This window comes from Kerstersia gyiorum, assembly GCF_004216755.1.
Lineage (GTDB): Bacteria > Pseudomonadota > Gammaproteobacteria > Burkholderiales > Burkholderiaceae_B > Kerstersia > Kerstersia gyiorum.
In genome coordinates this window covers 1,070,449-1,086,259 of the sequence record NZ_SGWZ01000001.1, presented here as the reverse complement: position 1 = coordinate 1,086,259, position 15,811 = coordinate 1,070,449, and the positions used below count along the sequence as shown (strand labels likewise).

17 protein-coding genes are annotated in these 15,811 nt (G+C 63.3%); 9 read left to right on the top strand and 8 right to left on the bottom strand.

Going from position 1 to position 15,811, the window contains the following annotated elements; all coding sequences use genetic code 11:
• Positions 1-10 precede the first annotated feature (10 nt).
• From plsX to EV679_RS04805, 3 genes are all read right to left on the bottom strand, one after another.
• Positions 11-1,054: a phosphate acyltransferase PlsX gene (gene plsX, locus EV679_RS04815; RefSeq protein WP_127775042.1), complete on the bottom strand. Its 1,044-nt coding sequence runs from the start codon at positions 1,052-1,054 to the stop codon at positions 11-13.
• A gap of 74 nt (positions 1,055-1,128) precedes the next feature.
• Positions 1,129-1,311: a 50S ribosomal protein L32 gene (gene rpmF / locus EV679_RS04810; protein ID WP_068366782.1), complete on the bottom strand. Its 183-nt coding sequence runs from the start codon at positions 1,309-1,311 to the stop codon at positions 1,129-1,131.
• 88 nt (positions 1,312-1,399) lie between these two features.
• A complete protein-coding gene (locus EV679_RS04805; protein ID WP_068366784.1) occupies positions 1,400-1,939 on the bottom strand; it encodes a YceD family protein in 540 nt (179 codons plus the stop codon).
• 242 nt (positions 1,940-2,181) lie between these two features.
• Between EV679_RS04805 and EV679_RS04800 the strand changes: the two genes are divergently transcribed.
• The 3 genes from EV679_RS04800 to EV679_RS04790 are packed head-to-tail and all read left to right on the top strand — an operon-like array spanning position 2,182 to position 4,366.
• Complete coding sequence (locus EV679_RS04800; protein ID WP_372726476.1) at positions 2,182-2,787, top strand: Maf family nucleotide pyrophosphatase; 606 nt, start codon at positions 2,182-2,184, stop codon at positions 2,785-2,787.
• A complete protein-coding gene (locus EV679_RS04795) occupies positions 2,784-3,509 on the top strand; it encodes an SAM-dependent methyltransferase (RefSeq protein WP_068366788.1) in 726 nt (241 codons plus the stop codon). Before EV679_RS04800 ends, EV679_RS04795 begins: the two co-directional genes overlap by 4 nt.
• Positions 3,510-3,514: 5 nt before the next feature.
• The gene (locus EV679_RS04790; protein WP_238591276.1) at positions 3,515-4,366 is read left to right on the top strand and encodes an N-acetylmuramoyl-L-alanine amidase; all 852 of its coding nucleotides are present in this window, start codon (positions 3,515-3,517) and stop codon (positions 4,364-4,366) included.
• Here EV679_RS04790 and EV679_RS04785 read toward each other — a convergent pair.
• A complete protein-coding gene (locus tag EV679_RS04785) occupies positions 4,363-5,289 on the bottom strand; it encodes a LysR family transcriptional regulator (protein WP_130486600.1) in 927 nt (308 codons plus the stop codon). The two genes, EV679_RS04790 and EV679_RS04785, sit on opposite strands and share 4 nt — an antisense overlap.
• Before the next feature lie 155 nt (positions 5,290-5,444).
• Between EV679_RS04785 and EV679_RS04780 the strand changes: the two genes are divergently transcribed.
• From EV679_RS04780 to EV679_RS04755, 6 genes are all read left to right on the top strand, one after another.
• On the top strand, positions 5,445-6,317 hold the full coding sequence (locus EV679_RS04780) for a branched-chain amino acid ABC transporter permease (RefSeq protein ID WP_068366792.1): 873 nt from the start codon (positions 5,445-5,447) through the stop codon (positions 6,315-6,317).
• Positions 6,318-6,333: 16 nt separating this feature from the next.
• Positions 6,334-7,260, top strand: a complete 927-nt coding sequence (locus EV679_RS04775) for a branched-chain amino acid ABC transporter permease (RefSeq protein WP_127775046.1) — start codon at positions 6,334-6,336, stop codon at positions 7,258-7,260.
• Between the two features lies 1 nt (position 7,261).
• Positions 7,262-8,029, top strand: a complete 768-nt coding sequence (locus tag EV679_RS04770) for an ABC transporter ATP-binding protein (RefSeq protein ID WP_130486599.1) — start codon at positions 7,262-7,264, stop codon at positions 8,027-8,029.
• Positions 8,023-8,736, top strand: coding sequence for an ABC transporter ATP-binding protein (locus EV679_RS04765; RefSeq protein WP_068366798.1), 714 nt, complete (start codon positions 8,023-8,025; stop codon positions 8,734-8,736). Before EV679_RS04770 ends, EV679_RS04765 begins: the two co-directional genes overlap by 7 nt.
• An 83-nt stretch (positions 8,737-8,819) precedes the next feature.
• Positions 8,820-10,010, top strand: a complete 1,191-nt coding sequence (locus EV679_RS04760; protein WP_130486598.1) for an ABC transporter substrate-binding protein — start codon at positions 8,820-8,822, stop codon at positions 10,008-10,010.
• A 67-nt stretch (positions 10,011-10,077) separates the two neighbouring features.
• Complete coding sequence (locus EV679_RS04755) at positions 10,078-11,529, top strand: amidase (protein WP_068366802.1); 1,452 nt, start codon at positions 10,078-10,080, stop codon at positions 11,527-11,529.
• A gap of 50 nt (positions 11,530-11,579) precedes the next feature.
• On the opposite strand, the gene EV679_RS04750 is transcribed toward EV679_RS04755, so the two are convergent.
• The 4 genes from EV679_RS04750 to EV679_RS04735 form a co-directional block, all read right to left on the bottom strand.
• Complete coding sequence (locus EV679_RS04750; RefSeq protein ID WP_242611420.1) at positions 11,580-12,788, bottom strand: benzoate/H(+) symporter BenE family transporter; 1,209 nt, start codon at positions 12,786-12,788, stop codon at positions 11,580-11,582.
• Between the two features lie 104 nt (positions 12,789-12,892).
• A complete protein-coding gene (locus EV679_RS04745) occupies positions 12,893-13,813 on the bottom strand; it encodes a DMT family transporter (RefSeq protein ID WP_130486597.1) in 921 nt (306 codons plus the stop codon).
• 13 nt (positions 13,814-13,826) lie between these two features.
• Positions 13,827-14,483, bottom strand: coding sequence for an HAD-IA family hydrolase (locus EV679_RS04740; RefSeq protein WP_068366808.1), 657 nt, complete (start codon positions 14,481-14,483; stop codon positions 13,827-13,829).
• Positions 14,484-14,494: 11 nt separating this feature from the next.
• The gene (locus tag EV679_RS04735; RefSeq protein ID WP_083969348.1) at positions 14,495-15,481 is read right to left on the bottom strand and encodes an RluA family pseudouridine synthase; all 987 of its coding nucleotides are present in this window, start codon (positions 15,479-15,481) and stop codon (positions 14,495-14,497) included.
• Between the last annotated feature and the right edge of the window lie 330 nt (positions 15,482-15,811).

Below are 15,811 nucleotides of genomic sequence, written 5' to 3'. Positions count from 1 at the left end.
AGCTTTTCCATTAAGTAGGCGTTTCCAGGGACTCGCCACCCTGCTGCGTCATCTGCGCAATATAGGATGCGGTACGTTCCAGCACGCCTTTCGCGACCGCGTCGCGCGCGCGCTGCAGCGCAAAGCCGAAAGCATAGCTATCTGCCGAGCCGTGGCTTTTGATGACCACGCCCCGCAAGCCCAGCAATGCTGCGCCATTGTAATGACGATGATCCATCCTATCCTTGAAGCGATTGAGCACCGGCTTGGCGATCATTCCCGACATCATGGAATAGGCATTGCGCTGGAATTCCTCGCGGATCATGCTGCCCAGCATCTTGGCAATGCCTTCCATGGCCTTGAGCACGGCATTGCCGACAAAGCCATCGCAGACCACGACGTCCACCGTGCCCTTGAAGATGTCATTGCCTTCGACATTGCCGTAGAAATTCAGCGGGCTGTCGCGCAGCAGCACGGCGGCGTGCTTCACGACATCATTACCCTTGATGATTTCCTCGCCGATGTTCAGCAAGCCCACGCTAGGACGTGCAGACGCATCGCGCCCCTGTGCCAGGGCGGCACCCATGATGCCGAATTGCAGCAGGTGCTCGGCGGAACAGTCGACGTTGGCGCCCAGGTCCAGCATGATCGTCGCCCCACCCAACTGGTTGGGAATGGACGTCGCGATCGCTGGCCGGTCAATGCCGTCCAGGGTTTTCAGCACATAGCGCGTAATCGCCATCCAGGCGCCGGTATTGCCGGCGGACACACAGGCATCCGCCCGCCCATCCTTGACAGCCTGGGCGGCCACGCGCATGGAGGAGTCTTTTTTGCGGCGCAAAGCCACTTCGACGGGATCGTCCATCGCCACGACTTCCGTGGCAGGCACGACTTCCACCCTGTCGGCGAGCACGCGCGAACGCGCATCAGCCGCCAATGCAGCAGATACGGCGTCAGGCTGCCCGACCAGCAGCAAATGGACATCAGCGAACCTGCTGGCAAAATCCAGCGCAGACGGTACCGTGACGGGCAGGCCGAAATCGCCACCCATGCAATCTATCGCGATGCGTATCACAATCGCCAGCTATTTGTTCGACAGCCCGGCGAGTATCGCCGGGCGTGTTTTTGCATCAGACCGCAGACCGTCAATTACTCGTCGTTCTTGGTCTTCAGCACCTTGCGGCCACGATACACGCCGTTGGGGCTGATGTGGTGGCGCAGGTGGATTTCGCCCGTGTTGGGCTCGATCGCCGTCGGCGGATTCGTGAGGAAATCATGCGAACGGTGCATGTTGCGCTTGGACGGACTCTTTTTGTTTTGTTGAACAGCCATGATGGACTCCTGGAAAACGGAACGGATTGTACGACAAGCCGGCCTGATTAACCGCTAATCCCTCGCCGGACACCCCGGCAAGGGCACTTTACTTTTTCAGTTTGGCTAGCACCGCGAAAGGTGAAGGCCGTTTTGCGGCGGGCGCTTCCTGCTCATCCCCGGCACCCGCCGCCGACGCGTCCGGGCAGACATCGTGCCGGGGCGCGTAGGGAATACTCAAAATCAACTCATCCTCGACCTGCTCCAGCAGATCGAAGCGCGACGAGCCCAAAATTTTCTCTGGCTCATCCTCTTCGCCGTCATCGCCGGAACCATCCGACTCGGCGTCACCTTCAAGCCGGGCCTCGTCGGCGACAGGCTGCAACAGCGTATCGACATCGACCGGCCAAACAAACGGCACCAAACAGCGTTGGCACATCACGACAGGCTGCGCCTGCGCCCGTAGGCGTAGCAACGACTCACCGTGGCGGCCGGCAACACCTTCAGCCTGCCAGCGCACCATGCCGGCCTCGCCCTGGGGCTGTTCCGGCAAATCCGACACCAGGCGCGTGAAGCGCGCCAGGGGCTGCTCGCCCCGGGTCTGGCGGCGTGTACGCACAAACGCGAAAATATCGACGACAGCACCCATGTCCAGCCCCTCGAAGCGAATGCGCTACCTGCTTGATCCGCCGCCTGCCTGTTACGCTTGCCCCGTCAGGATCTCGGCTGGCGCACAAAAAAGACGCCCCCGGCCGAACCTCCGGCATCACCGGAATCGGTAAAACCCCCGGCAAAGCGGAACGCCGCTACGGAACAAAACATAGCGAAACGGGCGATAATACCGTGATTGCAGATTGACCGTCAATTCCAGACTCGCATATGCCCTCCTCCCTGCCAGCCTCTTCTCCCCATCCGCAGCTGATCCTCGCCTCGTCGTCCCGCTATCGCCGGGGCATGCTGGAACGGCTTGCCCTGCCTTTCGAAAGCATTTCACCCGATGTGGACGAAACGCCACAGCCCGGCGAAATGCCGGCCGCGCTGGCCCTGCGCCTGTCCATCGCCAAGGCCCAGGCGGTGGCGCGCCAGCGGCCCGGCAGCATTGTCATCGGCTCGGACCAGGTTGCAACACTGGGCAACGACCCCATCGGCAAACCCGGCAGTTTCGACAAGGCGCTGGAACAGTTGCGCCGCCTGTCCGGGCAAATCGTTACCTTTCATTCCGCACTGGCGGTGACCGACGGCCATACCGTCCTGCACGACGACATCATCACCGAGTGCCATTTCCGTCAGCTGGACGATGCGGAAATCACCGCTTACCTGCTCGCTGACCAGCCGTTTGATACAGCCGGCAGCGCCAAGGCGGAAAGCCTGGGCATTACGCTGATGGAACGCATGCGCAGCGACGACCCCACGGCAATCATCGGCCTGCCGCTTATCGCGCTCAGCCGCATGCTGCGGCACTTCGGCCTGTCGGCCACTCAGGGAGCCGCGGCATGAACACCAGCGGCACCCTGCACCTGATTCCGGTCGGCCTGGGCGAAGATGCCCCCCTGTCCGCCTGGCTGCCCGAAGACACGCGCGCGCTGGCGGCGCGCCTGGATACCTATATCGCCGAGAACGCCAAGACCGCCCGCGCCTTCCTGAAACTGGTCGGCGCGGAAAAACCCTTGCGCGACATCACGATACACGCCATCGACGCCTCGACCGACGCGGCAACCATCACTCGCTGGCTCAAGCCCTTCCAGGCCGGCGGCGAAATCGGGCTGGTATCGGAAGCCGGCTGCCCGGCCGTGGCCGACCCTGGCGCCAATGCCGCCCGCGTGGCCCATGAGCTGGGTCTCAGGGTGCGCCCCTGGGTCGGCCCTTCCTCGCTGCTGCTCGGCCTGATGGCCAGCGGGTTGAATGGCCAGCAATTCGTTTTTCATGGCTATCCTCCCAAGGACGCCCCCTCGCGCGCACGCTCGCTGCAACAATGGGAACGCACCTCGGCCCAACTGTCACAAACACAGCTCTTCATTGAAACACCGTACCGCAATGCCGCCATGGTGGATGCGCTGCTGCAAACCCTGAGACCCGACACCCGGCTGTGCCTGGCCCGCGCCCTGACCACCGGCGATGAATGGGTGTGCACGCGCACCATCGCCGAATGGCGCAAGAACCCGCCGCCCGAGCTGGGCAAGCACCCGACCCTGTTCCTTTTCCTGGCCCACGGAAAATGACCCTCATGCGCAGCCTCCGCCTTTCCGCCCCGCAAGCCCGCATCCTTCCATGGCTGCGCCTGCGCCACCATGGCCTAGCGGGATTGCTCTGCGCACTGGCGCTGGCAGGCTGCGCGACGGCGCCATCACGGCCCTACACGCTGGACGACAGCCTGCAGGCTGCCAGCCAGAGCAGCCGCGTGCGCTTCATCGTGCTGCACTACACCGCTTCCGACCGCGCCCGTTCGCTGCAACTGCTGAGCCAGGGCAAGGTCAGCAGCCACTATCTGGTCAGCGACGAGCTGCCGGGCAAGGTCTATGCCCTGGTGGACGAAAACCGTGCCGCCTGGCATGCGGGCCCCAGCAGCTGGTACGGCTATACCTGGCTGAATGCCAGCTCCATCGGCATAGAAATCGTCAATCCCGGATGGGTCGACGACGGCCGCGGCGGCCGTGCCTGGCTCCACCCTTTCAATGAAGCCCAGATCCAGGCCATCATCGCGCTGGTCCAGGACATTGCCCAGCGCCACGGCGTCGAGCCACGAAACATCGTGGCCCACAGTGATATCGCCCCTACCCGCAAACAGGACCCCGGCCCTCTCTTTCCCTGGAAGCGCCTGGCCGCAGCCGGCCTGGGCCGCTGGTACGACGAAGCGCTGGCCGCCGATTTCCGCCTGGCCTTCGAAGCCAAGGGCGTACCCGATGCCGCCTGGTTCCAGGAAAACCTGGCCCGCGTCGGCTACGGTATCGAACGCACCGGCAACTTCGACGAAGCAACGATAAAAACCATTGCTGCGTTCCAGATGCACTATCGACCGGCGCGCAGCGACGGCCTGCCGGATGCAGAAACTGCGGCAGTCCTGCAAGCCCTGCGCTAGACCTGCTCCCCGACGCCCCCCGGCCCGGCCGGCACTGGACGCTCAGCCGCATAGGCCACGTCCAGAAAGCGCGCCAGCACCGGGGAATCATCATCCGTGCGCCAGACCAGCTCTAGATCGAGCTGCGTATCGAGGTCAGGCACCTTGTGGAACACGATCCCGTGAGGATGCATGACCCGGCTCACGCCGGGCACGATGGCAATGCCCATGCCCGCCGCCACCAGCCCCAGCATGACCAGGAAGTTGTTGCCCATCTGGACCACCCTTGGCTTGAAATTCAGGCGCCGGTATTCGCTTTCCACGTAATCATTGAAGTGCAGCGATGATTCCTTGGGTGTACCGATATAGGCCTCGCCGGACAGTTCGCACAGGCGCGCTGGCGGCGCACTGGCATAAGGCGAGTTCTCCGGTACGGCCAGCACCAGGCTTTCCTCGTGGATCAGGATGCCCGACAGCGCCGGGTCCTCCCTGGGACGCATGAACATGAACCCCGCGTCCAGTTCCCCGCGGCGGATGGCGTCGAGCTGACCGCCCGATTGCAGCATGTTCAGCGCCAGCGTGACCTGGGGATGGTCATTCCGAAAGCTGGCCAACATGCTGCGTATCAGGGGCAGCCAGACGTGCTGCGGGCTGACCCCAAGGCGCAGGTTGCCCAGCACGCCTTCGCTGGCCTGGATAGCGTTGTTACAGGCCTGCGCCGTCTGCTGCAGGATGCGCACCGCGTCCTGGTAAAACTGCTGGCCTGCCGGCGTAAGTTTGACGCCCCGCGCATGCCGCACGAACAGCCGTACGCCCACACTGTCCTCCAGGGATTGAATGGAGCGTGTCAGCGCGGGCTGCACCATGCACAGGATGCGGGCAGCGGAAGCAATATTCTCCTGCTGCGCCGCCACGACGAAATGACGCAAATGCCGCAACTCCATGCCAGCCTCCTGGTATGCATTTAATGCATCAATACCTAAAAAATTAAGCACTTCTTTTTTATACCACCATTGGATACGCTAGCCGTCACAAAACATAAAACACGGCGGATCCATACCCTCGCGGGATGCCCGCTTCCCCTTCGGAGACAAACTGAATGACAGAGTTTCTGCAACAGCTGCTCTATGGATTATCCGTAGGCAGCACCTACGCGCTCATTGCCTTGGGCATCACCCTGGTCTATCGCGGCATGGACCTCATCAATTTCGCCCAGGGCGAACTGTTCATGGCAGGCGCCTTCATGGGCTATGTCTTTCATGTGGATGCCGGCCTGCCCATCTGGCTGGCGCTGCCTTGCGCCATGGCTTCCGCACTGGCGCTGGGCGCGGCGCTGGAACGCGTTTTCCTGCGGCGCATCGAGAACGCCAGCCCGCTCACCCTGTTCATGATGACCGTCGCGCTGTTCATCCTGCTGCGCAGCGCAGCCCAGCTCATTTTCGGTTCCTCGGCCTACCGCTTCCCGCCGTTCAGCGACAAGGTGATAGACATCGGCGGCGTACAGATAGGCATGCAATATCTGCTCATCATCGCCGTGAGCCTGATCATGATGGCCGCGCTGTACTGGCTGTTCACGAAAACCAAGATCGGGCTGTCGGCGCGCGCCGTCGCGCAGGACAAGACCACGGCGCGCATGATGGGCATCAACGTCTCCCGCATCAACTGCTTCACCTACGCGCTCAGTGCACTGCTGGGAACAGTGGCCGGCGTCGTCTACGCTCCCATTGCCGTACTCAGCTTCGACATGGGCAACCTCATCATGCTCAAGGGCTTTACCGCCGCCCTGCTGGGCGGCCTGGGCCTGGTATCGGGCGCGGTGTTCGGTGGCTACGCCCTGGGCATCATCGAGCAGTTCGGTACGCTGGCGCTCAGCTCCGCCTACAAGGACATGGTGTCCTTTTCGATCCTGCTGCTGATCATCCTGCTCAAGCCCAACGGCATCCTGGGCAAGAAAGTCGTGAAAAAAGTCTGAGCGGAGCACGCCTGCCATGAATCGCAAATACCTTGCCGCCCTCGCGGCCATCCTGCTGTTGCTGCTGCCCGCGCTGCTCAACGATCCATTCATCACCCACTTGTCGATACGCGCGGCCACCTACGCCATCGTGGTCATGGGCCTGACCCTGTTCGTCGGCTGCACCGGGCAGATTTCGCTGGGCCATGCGGCCTTCTTCGGGCTGGCAGCCTATATCTCCGGCATCCTGGCCAAGGCCGGCGTGCCCTACCTGCTGGCCGCGCTCGGCGCTACCGCTGCCACCGGCCTGGTTGGCGCACTGGTAGGCATGATTGTGCTGCGCACCAGCGGGCATTACCTGGCGCTGGCCAGTATCGCCGTGGCCGTCATCATCCAGACGCTGATCAAGAACGCAACGATCACCGGCGGCCCCTCCGGCCTGACGGCCATCCCCGCGCCCGAGTTCTGGGGCTTCGAGCTCGACGGCGGCCTGGGCTATTACTACTACGTGCTCATCATCATGGCCCTGGGCCTGCTGATCCTGCACCGCATCGTGGCCTCCCGCACTGGCGACGCCCTGCAGGCCATCGCCAACAATGAACTGGCCGCACAGTCGCTGGGCATCCCGGTATTCCGCTACAAGGTCCTGTCCTTCACCATCAGCGTTCTTTTCGCGGCATTCGCCGGCACCTTGCTGGCCCACTACGACGGCTTCATCGACCCCGACCGCCTGGGGACCAACGTGTCGATCCTGTTCCTGATCATGGCCTTCGTCGGCGGCATAGGCAGTCTGCCTGGCGCTTTGCTGGGTGCATTCTCGCTGACCATCATGGAGGAATACGCGCAGGAATTCGGCGAATACAACGTGCTGGTCTACGGCCTCATGCTGGCCCTGGTCATACTTTTCATGCCCAAAGGCCTGATTTCACTGATACAGCGCATTAGCAGCCGGGAGGCAAAATAAGATGTTGACCGTCAATAATGTCAGCCTGGCCTTCGGCGGCGTCCGGGCACTCACCGATGTCTCGTTCACCATCCAGCCCGGCACCGTGACCGGCCTGATCGGCCCCAATGGCGCAGGCAAGACCTCGCTGTTCAATGTCGTCAGCGGCATCTATACCCCGACCAGCGGCTCGGTGCATTTCGGCGAGCACGAGATCAGCAGGCTCTCGCTGCATCGGATCAACCGCCTGGGCGTAGCCCGTACCTTCCAGCACGTCATGGTATTTCCGGAACTGACGCTGGTGGAGAACGTCATGATCGGCCGCCAGGCCCGCACCCGCGCCGGCGTGTTCGCCTCCGTGCTGCGCACGCCAGGGGAACGCCGGGAACGCGCAGCCACCCGCCAGCATGCGCTGGCGCTATTGGAAGATGTCGGCCTGGCCGGCAAGGCCGATGAACTGGCAGGCAATCTGCCCTATGGCGACCAGCGCCAGCTGGATATCGCCCGCGCCCTGGCGACCGACCCGCGCATCATCCTGCTCGACGAACCCGCTGCCGGCCTCAACCTGCAGGAACGCATCGCGCTCAAGGCGCTGGTGCGCCGGCTGCACGACAAGGGCTACACGGTGGTGCTCATCGAGCACGACATCCGGCTCGTCATGGAGCTGTGCAGCCATATCGTCGTCCTGAACTACGGCACCAAAATCGCCGATGGCACCCCGGAGGCCGTCCAGCAGGACCCTCAGGTCATCGCCGCCTATCTGGGCGAAGGAGCAAAACAAGCATGCTGAAACTAAACAATCTCAGTGCCCGATATGACCATATCGAAGCCCTGAAGGGCTGCTCCCTGGAAATTGCCGCTGGCGAGTTCGTTACCCTGATCGGCGCGAACGGCGCGGGCAAAAGCACCATGCTGAAGGCCATCCTGGGCCTGGTGCGGCCCAGCCAGGGCAACATCGAATTCGACGGCAAGAGCCTGGCCGGCCAATCGACCGAGTCCATCGTGCGCAGCGGTATCAGCATCGTGCCCGAGGGCCGACGCGTGTTCCCGGACTTCACCGTCGCCGAGAATCTCATGATAGGCGCGCAGATCCGCAACGCCTCCAAGGACGACATCGAGGCTGATCTGGAACGGATCGTCGCGCAGTTCCCGCGCCTCAAGGAACGCTGGCAGCAACGCGCCGGGACCATGAGCGGCGGTGAACAGCAGATGGTGGCGATCGGCCGCGCACTGATGAGCCGCCCGCGCCTGCTGCTGCTGGATGAACCCTCACTGGGACTGGCGCCGCTGGTCGTGGCTGAACTGATGGAAAAACTCAAGGAAATCCATCAGGCTGGCACCACGATTTTTCTGGTGGAACAGAACGTCACCCTGGCCTTGCAGACCGCCCAGCGCGGTTACCTCATGGAAACCGGCCATATCGTCGGCGCCGATAGCGCCGCCGCGCTGCTGGCCAGCGATACCGTCAGGAAGGCCTATCTGGGCATAGAAGATTAAGCAGGATCAGTTAAGCAGGCATAAGCCCGCGTCATCGCACGCCGCGCTGCGCGGGCACCTATCTTGATAACAAGGAGAGAGACATGCAACATCATCAACCCAAACTGCGCCTGGGCATCCTGGCCGCCGTCCTGCTCGCGGTCGGACTGAGCGCCTGCAACCGCAACGATACCCAGGCCTCGCAACCGACTGCGAACACCAGCGGCACGGCGGGCGCCGACAGCAGCCCGCAGGCCATGCGCCTGGGCTTCATCGAATCCATTACCGGCCCGGGTGCCGCCTACGGCGAAGCCCACTACAAGGGCACGCGCCTGGCCATAGACCTGATCAATGCGGAAGGCGGCGTTAACGGCCAGGCCATAGAAATCTTCGCGGAAGACGACAAAAGCGATCCCACGGCCGGCATCAACGCAGCCAAGAAGCTGATTTCCCAACGCAATGTCGATGTCATCGCAGGCTCGTCCGCCAGCCTCGTCACCATTGCATTCTCACGGGAAAATGAAAAATCCAAGATTCCGCTGGTCGTGGGCGTGGCCGGCTCGCCGACCATCACCAACCAGGGATACGGCTATGTCTGGCGCGTCAATGTGACCGACAATCAGCTCGATGCCAAGGCCATGGAGCATTTCTTCACGGAACACGGCAAGCGCCGCTTCGCTTTCCTGGCCGAAAACTCCGATTACGGCAAGCCGCCCACCAAGGGTGCGGCCGACCTGATCCGTTCACTGGGCGGTGAAGTCGTGGCATACGAGGAATACAACCGCGGCGAAACCGACTTCAAGGCGCAGCTGACCAATATCCGCAAGCAGAACCCCGACGTTCTACTGGTTCATGGCTACTACACCGAAGGCTCCATCATTGCACGCCAGGTCAAAGAGCTGGGCATAGAAGGCCAACTTGTCGTGAACATGGGACAAGGTGTTCCCAAGTTCGCCGAACTGGCCGGCAACGCTGCGGAAGGCGTCATCTTCCCGACCAACTGGGCCGCCGGCTCCGACCCGCGCCATGCTGCCTTCGAAGCCGCCTTCAAACAGAAGTACGGCACCGAGGCCAGCGCATTTGACGCGGCAGCCTTCGCCGCAGTCGAAGCCATCGTGGAAGCGGCGCGCCGGGGCGGCGGCAACCGCGCGGCGGATATCCAGAAGGGCCTGGCGATGCTCGATGGATCCGAAACGCTGCTGGGCCCCATCCAGTGGGACAGCAATAACCAGAATGACGGCAAGGTGCTGCTGGCCCGCTTCGAAAACGGCCAGATCGTCCCCGTCGAGCAATAACCCCCACCCAGGCCGCCAGGCTGGCGGCCTGCCTCTTTCCGCCCCCAATTCCGTTTACTCCCGACTCATGGATACATACGAATATTGTGATGGCATTGACCTCGCCACAGCCGTCAGGCGGGCCGAAGTGTCTGCCGAAGAACTGCTGCAGGAAGCCATCGCCCGGATCAAGGCGCTCAACCCGGCACTCAATTGCATCGCCTATTACGACACCCAGGCTGGGCGCGACAGCATAGGCCAGGCCAGCCCCAATGGCCCGTTCTATGGCGTCCCCTTCCTGCTGAAAGACCTGTCGGCAACGGCTGCCGGCCTGCCTCTGGGCAACGGCTCACGCTTTTTCCAGGGCGAACGCTCTACCGAGGATTCGGAACTGGTGGCGCGCTACCGCCGTGCCGGACTGGTTATTTTCGGTACCACTACCACACCCGAATTCGGGGCCAATTGCACCACCGAAGCCCTTGCCTATGGCGGTCCGACCCGCAATCCCTGGGATCTGAACCGATCCGGCGGCGGCTCCAGCGGCGGCTCGGCCGTGGCTGTCGCCGCAGGCATCGTGCCGGTAGCCCATGGTGGCGATGGCGGCGGTTCGCTGCGTATCCCGGCCTCGGCCTGCGGCCTGTTCGGCTTCAAGCCTTCGCGCATGCGCAACCCCACCGGCCCCACTGGGGGCGAGGGCTGGGGCGGGCTGGCGGGCGACAACGTCATTTCGCGTTCGGTGCGCGACAGCGCCGCCATGCTGGACTTCAGCCATGGCATGGACGCAGGCACGCCCTATGCCGCGCCGCCTTTCAGCGGCTCCTTCCTCAAGGCAGCCGGCCAGCCTCCCGGAAAACTGCGCATCGGCCTGATCACCCGCTCGCCTTCCGGCGAACCCGTCCATCCCGACTGCCTGGCTGCCGCCGAGGATGCCGCCGCGCTTTGCGCCTCGCTGGGCCATCAGGTCGAACCCACCGACTTCCCGGCGGCAATCGACTATGAACGTTTCGGTCACGCCATGCGCCTGATCGTCGCCTCCGGCATGGCCTCCGCCATCCGCGCCCGCGAGCAGGCGCTGGGACGCCACGCCACCCATGATGACCTGGAACTATCTGTCTTCAGCGCCATCGAGTTTGCCCGCAGCCATTCCGCCGTCGAATATTTCGATTCGGTCAGCATGATGCACAGCATCGGGCGCCATCTGGGGCGCCTGATGGGCCAATACGATGTCCTGCTGACCCCAACCCTGACGGAGCCGCCGGTCGAGCTGGGCCGCTATGCCGCAGACAAGGAATATGTCGCGCACCGCAGCGCCACGCTGAAATACACCGCGTTCCTGCCCTATTTCAATGCCAGCGGCCAGCCGGCCATGTCGGTTCCGCTGTACTGGAATGAAGACGGACTGCCCATTGGCGTGCAATTTGCCGCCGCACTGGGCGGAGAAGCCTTGTTATTCAGCCTGGCCAGCCAGCTGGAAGCCGCCCGTCCATGGTTCCACCGCCGGCCGGATTGTCTGGTCGCCACCCCAGCCACGGTGGCATAAGCCCCATCGCCGGGCGATCCCTGCCCGGCACTGGCCCGGTCAGCGGCGGATCAAACCCGCCGCTGACCGTTCAGCAGCATGACCAGGCCGCCACCCACCAATCCCCAGAACGCCGACCCTATCCCGAACAGCGTCACACCAGAAGCCGTGGCCAGGAAGGTCACCATGGCCGCATCCCTGCGGAATTCATCACGCATGGCCAGCGACAGGCTGTTGCCCATGGTGCCCAGCAGCGCCAGCCCGGCCACCGCCAGCACCATTTCCCGGGGCATGGCCGCCAGGAAAGAAACGACCGTCGCCCCAAGCAGGGCCACCACCAGATAGAACACCCCCGATGCCACAGCGGCGGTATAGCGGCGGCGCGGGTCCGGATGGGCATCGGTGCCCATGCAGATGGCAGCCGTAATGGCGGCCAGGCCGATGGCATAGCCACCAAAAGGCGCCAGCAGCAGGGTCGCCAGCCCGGTCCAGCTGACCTGTGGAGAAATCGGCACGTCGTAGCCGGAAGCACGCTGTGTGGCGATGCCAGGCACGTATTGCGACGCCATGGTCACCATGAACAGCGGCAATGCCACCCCGATGGCGGTCGACAGACTGAAGGCGGGCGTGGTCCATTGCGGCATTGCCAGCGTCAGGCTGACCTTCTCCCAGTGCAGCTCGCCCTGCAGGCCGGCGCAGATGCCTCCCACCAGCAACACCACCAGGATGACATAGCGCGGCAGGATGCGCCTGACGATGAAGAAGGCCAGGAACATCAGGCCCACCAGGGTCAAGGCACTGTTCATGGAAAGAAACAGGTCCATGCCGAACCGCAGCAGCACGCCTGCCAGCATGGCAGCAGCCAGGGACAGGGGAATGCGCGACATGGCTCGTTCGAACCAGCGCGTCACGCCGCAGATGAAGATCAGGACACCGCAAATGACGAAGGCCCCCGAAGCCAGTTCCGGTGTCAGGCCGGAAGTCGTTGCCAGCAAGGCGGCCCCCGGCGTGGACCACGCGGTCACCACCGGCTGCCGGTAGCGCAATGACAGGCCAACACCCGTCAGGCCGCACCCCAGACACAGGGCCCACATCCAGGAAGCGATGCCGGCTTCGTCATAGCCGCTGGCGCGGGCAGCCTCGAACACGATAACGGCCGAGCTGGCGAACCCCACCAGGACGGCAACCGCGCCGGCGACGATGCTGGACGGTGATAGGTCTTTCCAGAAATTCAGTCCCGCTTCGTCATCCTGCCACTGCCCGGCCATGTTTTTCTCCATGCTGTTGTTGTTTTCCCTGCCGACCCGATGCGGGCGGAGCCGCCCCTCTTCCTTGGCAGACTATCGCAGATTCCGGCTGTCATCGGCCTGACAGGCCGCCACCGTCAAGTGGTCTGCGCGTCCTGGCGTCCACCGGCCCGGGATTCGCGCCATGCAATATAGATACCGCTGGCGGCAATCAGCGCCGCTCCCAGGCAGGCGATCCAGCCCGGCACCTCATCCCAGAACAGCCAGCCGAAAATACCTGCCCACAGCAAGCCGCTGTAGTCGAACGGCGCTACCACCGATGCCGGCGCAATGCGGAACGCCTGCGTGATCAGGCCCAGCCCGGCCGTGCTGCAGATGGCCATGCCCGTCAGCCCCAGCCAGTGGATTTCCTGGTTGATGGGTTGCCAGAACCAGGCCACGACCGCGCCGGCGACGATGACCTGCGCCAACGCGATATAGAACATGGTGGTCAGCAGCCCTTCCTCGCGCCCGATGCCACGCGCGCTCACCATCATGACGGCATAGCCGAAGGCGGTCGCCAGCGGGAACAGCGCAGCCGGCTGGAACGCAGGCCCGCCCGGCTGCACGACAATCATCACCCCGGCAAAGCCAGCGATCACTGCGGCCCAGCGCCTGCCGTCCACCTGTTCCTTCAGGTAAAGCACCGACAGCAAGGTAACGAACAGCGGCGCAGAAAAGGCGATGGCCGTATTTTCCGCCAGCGGCAGTTGTGTCAGCCCGTAGTAGAAAAAACTGGCCGACACTACATTCAGGAAGCCGCGAAACAGGTGCAGGCCCGGATAGCGCGTGCGCAGGGCAGGCCGCCCGGCCAGCGCCAGGATCAGCACCAGCATGATAGGCACCGCCAATGAGCCGCGCAGGAACAGCAGTTGCACTGGCGCATAGGTGCCGCCCAGCCATTTCGCCAGGGAATCACTGATTGTCAGGAAAAATATGCCGCACAGCAGGCAGAGAATGCCGCGCATGGCGGGCGAAGCGGCACCCACGCCGGCCCGCGCGGCGGAAACAACTGACATAGATGCCTCTGCTTCAGCCGCGCAGGCGCGGCTGCACCCATTCACGCATGGCGGTCACGCTATCGACCACATGCAGCGGCTCGCCTGCCAGCAGTTCCGGCAGCGGATGCGCACCATAGGTCACCCCCAGGCCATGCACCCCGGCGTTGTTCGCCATGCGCATGTCATGGGAGGTATCCCCGATCATCAGCACCTCCTCGGCGGGCACCATCAGTTCTTCCATCAGCTCATGCAACATCGCCGGATGCGGCTTGCTATGGGTTTCGTCGGCGCAGCGGGTCGCCTCGAACACCCCTTCCAGGCCGAAACCGCGAATCACGCGATCCAGCCCGGCCCGGCTCTTGCCAGTCGCCACGGCCAGCCGCACCCCCTGCTTGCCCCACTCGGACAACAGGTCGGGAATGCCATCGAACAGGCGCAGATCAGGATCCCGCAACAGGTAATGGATACGGTAGCGTTCAATGAAACGAGGCAGCAGCGATGGCGGCAGGTCGGGCACCACTTTCGTCAGCGCCGCGTCCAGCGACAGGCCGATGACCCAGCTCGCGCTGGATGCTGCCGGCACCGGCAGGTCCAGGTCCCGGCAGGCATTCTGAATGGCCGTAACGATACTGGGCGTGGAATCCATCAAGGTTCCATCCCAATCAAACACAACGACTGAATACTGCATGCAGCTGCTCCTCAATATTTCCCGGCGCGGCGAGGCTGGCCTTGGGCAGGCGCACCGCCCGTACCGGACGCCTTGTCCAGCACAAGAAGGAGATTCTCACATTCTGGTGGCAATTGCGCTACCAGGCGCAGGGCTTCGCCGCTCACTGGATGGGGAATCTCCAGCCGGTGAGCATGCAGGAACATGCGTCGGAAGCCCTTGGCCACGAGCGCCGCGTCGGCTGCCTCGTCGCCATATTTGTCGTCGCCCACAATGGGAAAGCCACTTGCCGAAAGGTGCACCCGGATCTGGTGCGTGCGTCCGGTGCGCAGCTCCGCATCCACCAGTGAGACCTCGCCATAGCGGCGCTCCAGGCTGATGATGGTATGGGCGGCCTGACCTTCCTGCTCATCGACCCGCACGCGGCGCTCACCGGTACGCGTCAGCCATTTCAGCAAAGGCAGGCGGATATGCTGGCGGCCGTTGACCCAATCGCCGTGCACCAGCGCGAAATAATGCTTGCGCCCCCGCCCTTCGCGGAACATTTCGTGCAACCCCAGCAGCGCGCTGCGTTTTTTCGCCACCAGCAACAGGCCCGAGGTATCGCGGTCCAGGCGGTGGGCGAGCTCCAGGAACCGCGCCTGCGGCCGCGCGGCGCGCAGTTGTTCGATGACGCCAAAGGAAACGCCGCTGCCGCCATGCACCGCCACCCCTGCCGGCTTGTCGACCACCAGCAGCGCGTCATCTTCATAGACGATGGGAAACTCGCAGCCCGGCACCGGCGCCTGGGCCGTTTCGGCCGGCAGGCGAAAGGGCGGAATGCGCACGGTGTCGCCCGGTTCCAGGCGGCTGTCAGCGCTGCAACGGCCCTTGTTGATGCGTACCTGGCCGCCGCGTATGGCCTTGTAGATATGGCTTTTCGGCACCCCTTTGCACATGCGCAAAAGAAAGTTATCCAGACGCTGGCCCGCATGTTCTTCGGTCACCTCGACGAGGCGTACCACTGGTGATTCTGACATTATTTATATTTGTTTGCGCATTGCGAAAAGCGGCATATAATCGTTTCACCCTAAAAAAGGTGTGCCTGCCGCCACTCGACGTAGAGATACGAAACCGCGTCTCCGTCGGTGAAAACATTGTACTGCCAGAGCAGGCGCTCCTTGGGGTCACATGGTCGCCGATCCAACCGAGGCGCCGCTCGGAAAAGCCGACAAGGCTACCCCTGCACGAGCGCCCGTTGCATCCGTATGCGTCCTGAAGCGAAAAGGCAAAACAAGTCGTCATTTCCTGCACCAGCCGCCATTCTAGAAATGGAGGCTGTTGTGTTCCAAAGCAACCGCCATCCGTCA

Bases quoted from the DNA above. Each gene is read 5' to 3' on its own strand.
- rpmF (WP_068366782.1), bottom strand. From the start codon at position 1,311: ATGGCTGTTCAACAAAACAAAAAGAGTCCGTCCAAGCGCAACATGCAC.
- EV679_RS04805 (WP_068366784.1), bottom strand. From the start codon at position 1,939: ATGGGTGCTGTCGTCGATATTTTCGCGTTTGTGCGTACACGCCGCCAG.
- EV679_RS04795 (WP_068366788.1), top strand. From the start codon at position 2,784: ATGAACACCAGCGGCACCCTGCACCTGATTCCGGTCGGCCTGGGCGAA.
- EV679_RS04790 (WP_238591276.1), top strand. From the start codon at position 3,515: ATGCGCAGCCTCCGCCTTTCCGCCCCGCAAGCCCGCATCCTTCCATGG.
- EV679_RS04785 (WP_130486600.1), bottom strand. From the start codon at position 5,289: ATGGAGTTGCGGCATTTGCGTCATTTCGTCGTGGCGGCGCAGCAGGAG.
- EV679_RS04780 (WP_068366792.1), top strand. From the start codon at position 5,445: ATGACAGAGTTTCTGCAACAGCTGCTCTATGGATTATCCGTAGGCAGC.
- EV679_RS04775 (WP_127775046.1), top strand. From the start codon at position 6,334: ATGAATCGCAAATACCTTGCCGCCCTCGCGGCCATCCTGCTGTTGCTG.
- EV679_RS04770 (WP_130486599.1), top strand. From the start codon at position 7,262: ATGTTGACCGTCAATAATGTCAGCCTGGCCTTCGGCGGCGTCCGGGCA.
- EV679_RS04765 (WP_068366798.1), top strand. From the start codon at position 8,023: ATGCTGAAACTAAACAATCTCAGTGCCCGATATGACCATATCGAAGCC.
- EV679_RS04760 (WP_130486598.1), top strand. From the start codon at position 8,820: ATGCAACATCATCAACCCAAACTGCGCCTGGGCATCCTGGCCGCCGTC.
- EV679_RS04755 (WP_068366802.1), top strand. From the start codon at position 10,078: ATGGATACATACGAATATTGTGATGGCATTGACCTCGCCACAGCCGTC.
- EV679_RS04750 (WP_242611420.1), bottom strand. From the start codon at position 12,788: ATGGAGAAAAACATGGCCGGGCAGTGGCAGGATGACGAAGCGGGACTG.
- EV679_RS04745 (WP_130486597.1), bottom strand. From the start codon at position 13,813: ATGTCAGTTGTTTCCGCCGCGCGGGCCGGCGTGGGTGCCGCTTCGCCC.
- EV679_RS04740 (WP_068366808.1), bottom strand. From the start codon at position 14,483: ATGCAGTATTCAGTCGTTGTGTTTGATTGGGATGGAACCTTGATGGAT.
- EV679_RS04735 (WP_083969348.1), bottom strand. From the start codon at position 15,481: ATGTCAGAATCACCAGTGGTACGCCTCGTCGAGGTGACCGAAGAACAT.